General features: G+C 38.6%; 6 protein-coding genes. All 6 read left to right on the top strand.

The window, feature by feature from the left end; all coding sequences use genetic code 11:
• On the top strand, positions 1 to 218 hold a 218-nt coding region (locus BQ7314_RS15665; protein WP_217423834.1), incomplete at its 5' end, for a hypothetical protein.
• Between the two features lie 12 nt (positions 219 to 230).
• Positions 231 to 1094, top strand: coding sequence for a 5-bromo-4-chloroindolyl phosphate hydrolysis family protein (locus tag BQ7314_RS07255; protein WP_174483037.1), 864 nt, complete (start codon positions 231 to 233; stop codon positions 1092 to 1094).
• A 38-nt stretch (positions 1095 to 1132) separates the two neighbouring features.
• The gene (locus BQ7314_RS07260) at positions 1133 to 2290 is read left to right on the top strand and encodes a toxic anion resistance protein (RefSeq protein ID WP_174483038.1); all 1158 of its coding nucleotides are present in this window, start codon (positions 1133 to 1135) and stop codon (positions 2288 to 2290) included.
• A 126-nt stretch (positions 2291 to 2416) separates the two neighbouring features.
• Positions 2417 to 3520 (top strand): SPFH domain-containing protein, encoded by a 1104-nt coding sequence (locus BQ7314_RS07265; RefSeq protein WP_174483039.1) that lies wholly within the window; start codon positions 2417 to 2419, stop codon positions 3518 to 3520.
• 76 nt (positions 3521 to 3596) lie between these two features.
• On the top strand, positions 3597 to 4706 hold the full coding sequence (locus BQ7314_RS07270; RefSeq protein WP_174483040.1) for an acyltransferase family protein: 1110 nt from the start codon (positions 3597 to 3599) through the stop codon (positions 4704 to 4706).
• A gap of 90 nt (positions 4707 to 4796) precedes the next feature.
• The gene (locus BQ7314_RS07275; protein WP_245394941.1) at positions 4797 to 5894 is read left to right on the top strand and encodes a TFIIB-type zinc ribbon-containing protein; all 1098 of its coding nucleotides are present in this window, start codon (positions 4797 to 4799) and stop codon (positions 5892 to 5894) included.
• Positions 5895 to 6031: the final 137 nt, after the last annotated feature.

Consider the following 6031-nt stretch of genomic DNA (forward strand, 5'->3'; position numbering starts at 1 on the left):
GCTCATTTGTAGCCTCTGTAAATTGTTTGGTAGCTGTTTACTTTACACCTATGTCTTGTCTCAATTCAACCAGTGTATTGCTATCCGTTACTTTCAGAGGTTATGCACTTATTATACGAATTCAGGTCATCCTATTATTGACCACGGTGAGCTTAGTCACCTGTCAATCGCTAATCGAAGTCTCGCCGTTTCGTACAGACTCTGTAGAAAAACAATAAATAAAGGCCCCTATGAATAACTCCGAGCAATTAAGAAAGCCTAAACTCTACCAGAAAAAAACGGCAGGCGGATTAATATACGGTAGCCGCGGACTGCTGCTTTATATCTTACCTTTAGCATTGATTCCGGCATCGGTCTTATCCTTTGTTTATGCCGATTTTTTACGCATTATCATCAATACCACTGGCTGCGCGGGATTTCTATTTGCTGCCAGTTTATTACGTAAAGGACTTGCTGCTGAAGCCGAATATCAAGATAAAAAAATCACACTAGCACCAAAGTGGCCATTAAAAACCCTAGCTGCATTACTGGTTGCGTTTACTACAACAGGCACCGCATTACTGGGGGTGGGACATTCTTTGTTAATCTCTATTATGTTTGGCTTAGGAGCCTTAGTGGGCATGTTTTTACTCTACGGCTTTGATCCGCGTCAGGAAAAAACGGTTATTGGCTCGCATGGCTATAGTGCAGAAGAAATATCTCAAACTATTGTTGAAGCTGAAGCAAAAATTTCTGGCATTGAACATGCCAATAAACAAATTAATAACAGACAGTTTAAGCAGCGCATTCAAACTATTTGTACCCACGCTAGGGAGATTGTTGGGTTACTAGAAGAAGATCCGGGCGACATCCGACGCGCACGGAAATTCCTAAATATCTATTTGGATGGTGCTTTTAAAGTCACCGAAGGCTATGCCGATATGCACAGAAAATATCAATCAGAACAACTGACTGAAAACTTTGATCATGTCCTGCAAACAATAGAATCCGTTTTTATTGAGCAAAAACAGAAATTACTAGAAGATGATGTACTTGACCTTGATGTACAAATTGAAGTTTTGACTGCCCAATTAAAGCATGAAGGCGTGATTTAAAACCTAACAATCAAATAATACCAGCAAAGGAATTTAATATGAGCGAACAAAACACGACGACAGAAGACCCAACAATCCCTGGTAGTTCTGTTTTTGAGGAAGTCGTACCAGGTATCAGAAAAGACATATTAGCTTTCGATCAATTCGATGCCGATAGGCAAGTGCATATTGCCACTAAAATAGCCGAAATAGATATTAATGACAGCAAATCGATTATTTACTTTGGCAGCAAAGCGCAGGAGCAACTCACGAACATTTCTGACAAAATGCTCGATGGCGTTAAAAATAAAGATTTAGGTTCTGCGGGGGGTGATTTAAATAATATGGTTGCTGCATTGCGCGGTTTTGATGTCGATGCTTTAGATCCGAACAAAAAACCCGGTTTTTTTGCTAGATTACTGGGAAAAGCTAAACCTATTGCACAATTTTTACAAAAATATGAAGAAGTGCGCAAACAAATCGACATTATTACTGACAAACTAGATGGACATAAAACCACACTATTAACCGACATTACCATGCTGGATAGGCTCTACGAAGCTAACTTAGAGTACTTCCACAATCTGGATCATTATATTTCTGCCGGTGTTGAAAAACTCAAGCAATTAGATGAACAAGTTATTCCTGAAAAAGCAGCCGCCGCAGCCTCGTCAGAAGCGATTATTGAAGCGCAGGAATTAAGAGATTTGCGTGCCGCCAGAGATGACTTAGAACGCCGCATACATGATTTACGTTTAACGCGCCAAGTCGCTATGCAAAGCTTACCCGGTATTCGTTTAATTCAAGATAATGACAAAGGCTTGGTGAATAAAATCAATTCAACGATTGTTAATACCATCCCGCTTTGGCGTCAACAATTAGCAACCGCAGTGGCGATTTATCGTTCTTCTGATGCAGCAAGCACTTTACAGTCTGCAACGGATTTAACTAATGATTTATTAGAAGCCAATGCGGAAAATCTTAAACAAGCCAATTCACTAACCCGTAAACAGTTAGAGCGCGGCGTGTTTGATCTGGAATCCGTTAAAAAGGCGAACACTTTATTAATTGATACTATTAATGAAAGTTTACAAATTGCCGATCAAGGTAAAAAAATGCGTGCCGATGCTGTTGTACAATTACAAGAATGTGAAGCAGAACTACGTAAAACGCTTAGCTCTGCTGCCGGTCGTACAACTATTAACGAAACAAATTAATGGCGTGACTTTAGCCCGCTTTCGTGACATGCAATGGTGGGCTAAAGCCACGCCTTACACTAATCAGCGACTAAATGTATCGAAGTTTATTGTTCACGTTAATTAAAAATATAACCGGAGAGAAAAATGGGCTTATTCGACAAACTATTTGGTGAATTTGTTGATGTCATCGAATGGTTAGACCAATCTAGCGACACCATGGTGTATCGTTTTGAACGCTACGGTAATGAAATCAAATACGGCGCGAAATTAACAGTACGCACATCACAAGTTGCCATTTTAGTAAACGAAGGCAAAGCAGCGGACTTTTTTGAGCCGGGTATGTATGAGTTGCAAACTAATAACATGCCGATTATGACCACGCTAGAAAACTGGCCGCACGGCTTTCAAAGCCCGTTTAAAGCCGAAGTTTACTTCTTCAATATGCACCGCTTCGTGGATTTAAAATGGGGCACAAAAAATCCAATTATGTTGCGCGACACTGAATTTGGCGCGGTCAGATTACGCGCCTTTGGTAGCTATTGTGTCAGAATTAATGATCCGCTCACTTTTATCAAAGAAATTGTCGGCACACACGGGCATTTTTCCACTGATGATATTAGCGATCAATTACGCAATCTGATTCTATCGCGCTTTGCTAGTATTTTGGGAGAATCTAAAATTCCGGTACTCGATTTAGCGGGTAATTATGATGATTTAAGTGACTATATCACTGCCAAAATTGCCCCTGAATTTATGGCCTATGGATTAGAAATCACCAAACTGTTAGTGGAAAATATATCTTTGCCTGCATCTGTTGAAGAAGCATTAGATAAACGTACCAGTATGGGTGTGATTGGTAATTTAAAAGATTACACTGAATTTCAGGCTGCTGAAGCAATGAAAGCCGCAGCAGAAAATCCATCTGGCGGTGCTTCTGAAGGTATAGGAATGGGGATGGGCTTTGCGTTAGCTAATAAAATGAGCCAATCCTTTGCGTCTTCACCTAATAATACAACACAATCTACGCCGCCTCCTACTCCACAACAAACACAATATTTTGTCGCACTCAATGGTCAGCAGTCTGGACCATTTAACTTAGCAGACCTAGCAAGCCAAATTAAATCAGGTACTGTGACACGGCAAACCCTGATCTGGAACCAATCATTAGTCGCATGGACAAAAGCAGCTGAAGTAGCAGAATTGGTTAATTATTTTTCAGTTATGCCGCCACCATTACCCACACAATAAACTTCAGAGCAGGACTTACTTTCGCCCTCTAATAAACCCAATAACTTAGTCAACTACACATAGGAATAAAAAGATAATGTATAAATCGTTACAGATGGGAAGAGCTGTGGCTGCAATACTTGTAGTATTATTGCACCTCGGAAATGCTGTCGCACTGGATAAATATTTTGGGGTTAAAGGATTTTCCATTCCGTTTTCATTTGGTGGAGGAGTTGAGTTCTTTTTCGTTCTTAGTGGGTTTATTATTTTCCATGCACATAAAAATGATATTAACCGTCCAGAAAAAATATTTAGTTATGCTAAAAAAAGATTAACTCGAATATACCCAACTTATTGGATAATATTTTTATCCGTTTTTTTTCTTGCTCTTTCATCTTCCCTATTACGAAACACTGTTCCTCATGATTTTTGGATTATAATTAAATCATTACTCCTTATTCCACAAGATAAAAATATAACTAATGTCTGGGGGACTGGTACACCTGTTATTGATGTTGCATGGACATTACATTATGAAATGATATTTTATTTATTCTTCTCACTTTTGATATTAAATAAGTGGCTTGGAATAATATCAGGGACATCCTTACTACTTTTAAGTATTACTTTATCTGGAAATTCCAGCGTTATCTTCCCATTATCTTTTATCAATAATTATTATATATTTCTTTTTCTTATGGGAATGATAGTTTCATTAATTTTATCATCAAAAAAAACGGGTTCAAGTAAACCAGCCTTACTTTTAGGATTAGGCATTATAATTTTTATTTTTACTATTGTAGATTTTTTTCATACGGGAAGTATGTTAGGTGACAAAATAACCATATCATATGGTATAGCAAGTAGTTTTTTAATTTTAGGCCTCGTACAATTTGAAAAAATAGGTTATGTCATTGGTGGTCAAAAATTTTTTCAAGTGCTAGGAAGCTCATCATATGCTTTGTATCTTACCCATTACCCAATAATAAGCATTTTATGTAAGTTACTAAGTTGGGGAGGGGCAAACAAGTATGGATACTTAGGAGCCGTTATTTCTTATTTATTTATTCTAATTTTTTGTATATTTAGCGCTATAATTTTTCATTTCATAATAGAGAAGCCAGTCATAAAATGGCTTCGCAGTCCAAAGCTTACATTTATCAAGCTAAGGCATCTGCTTGACCACAAAAATCGACAAACAGACTAAATTTTGTCCTACCCCTATAGATATGTGAACACCACTAAAAAAAAATTACTACCTACAAATAACAGCTTCCCTTGTTCTCAATGCGGCTCAATGCTGAAATATCAGCCAGGTACACAGCATCAAGTATGCGCTTACTGCGGTCATAAAAATGATATTAGCGTTAAACAGGAGCACATCAAAGAATTTAACTTAGCACAGGCATTACACGAACTAGCTGCTACTCAACCTAGCACCACAGTTAGTCATCAATCCCACTGTACCGCTTGTGGTGCTAATTTTAAATTCTCAGATGACATTCATGCTGGCGAATGCCCTTTTTGTGGTACCGATATTGTTATTAGCTCGCAACAAAGTAAGCCATTACACCCTAAGTCACTACTTCCTTTTTTAATTACAGAAACGCTGGCCAAAAAGAAATTCAGTTTATGGCTTAATAAGTTATGGTTTGCGCCTAACAAGGTCAAAAAATATGCACATGCAGACACAAAATTAATCGGTATTTACCTACCTTATTGGACTTATGATAGCCAAACAGAAAGTACTTATACCGGTGCTAGAGGTGATACTTACTATATTAATGAACGCGTTAGCTATAGGCAAAATGGTCGCCAAGTTACCACCGTAAAACGCGTACCTAAAATACGCTGGACTAATGCACGTGGGCGAGTATCACATTTTTTTGATGATGTTTTAATTGGTGCTAGCTTATCCCTACCTCGACAAATTCTTGACCGTTTGCAACCTTGGGATCTACAAAACTTAGTACCTTATGATGAAAATTATATCAGTGGTTTTCAGAGTGAACTTTATCAAGTCAACTTAGATGAGGGTTTTGATCGCGCCAAACAAGTCATGGATGGCATGATTCGCCAAGATATTGCCTATGACATTGGCGGTGATCATCAACGTATCCATCAAGTAAGCACCCAGCACAGCCAAGTTACTTATAAGCACTGTCTTTTACCCGTGTGGTCAGCCGCTTTTATATATCGAAATAAAGCTTACCGCTTTGTTATCAATGGTCGAACAGGGGAGGTGCAGGGCGAACGCCCCTATAGTATCTGGAAAATTGGCTTTGCCGTGCTTATTGCACTAGGTATTATAGGTGGCCTCATTTATTTACAACAAATCGGTGCTTTTGATCAGGTCGAATACTCAAGTTATTCTGGCAACTATCCGTTGAATTAATGCTTTTTCCGAGTCAAATACCTCCGGCAAAGCCGGAGGCTTGAAAACCGTGAACCGCTCGAAGCGGGTTAATTCATTTACCACCTAAAGGTAGCGGTGCTTTAAAATAGATCCAGTTGCTCTATTCGCTTATCTTC

Source organism: methanotrophic endosymbiont of Bathymodiolus puteoserpentis (Logatchev), assembly GCF_900128525.1.
Lineage (GTDB): Bacteria > Pseudomonadota > Gammaproteobacteria > Methylococcales > Methylomonadaceae > Methyloprofundus.

Coding starts and splice junctions, on each gene's coding strand:
- BQ7314_RS07255 (WP_174483037.1), top strand. CDS start 231: ATGAATAACTCCGAGCAATTAAGAAAGCCTAAACTCTACCAGAAAAAA.
- BQ7314_RS07260 (WP_174483038.1), top strand. CDS start 1,133: ATGAGCGAACAAAACACGACGACAGAAGACCCAACAATCCCTGGTAGT.
- BQ7314_RS07265 (WP_174483039.1), top strand. CDS start 2,417: ATGGGCTTATTCGACAAACTATTTGGTGAATTTGTTGATGTCATCGAA.
- BQ7314_RS07270 (WP_174483040.1), top strand. CDS start 3,597: ATGTATAAATCGTTACAGATGGGAAGAGCTGTGGCTGCAATACTTGTA.
- BQ7314_RS07275 (WP_245394941.1), top strand. CDS start 4,797: ATGCTGAAATATCAGCCAGGTACACAGCATCAAGTATGCGCTTACTGC.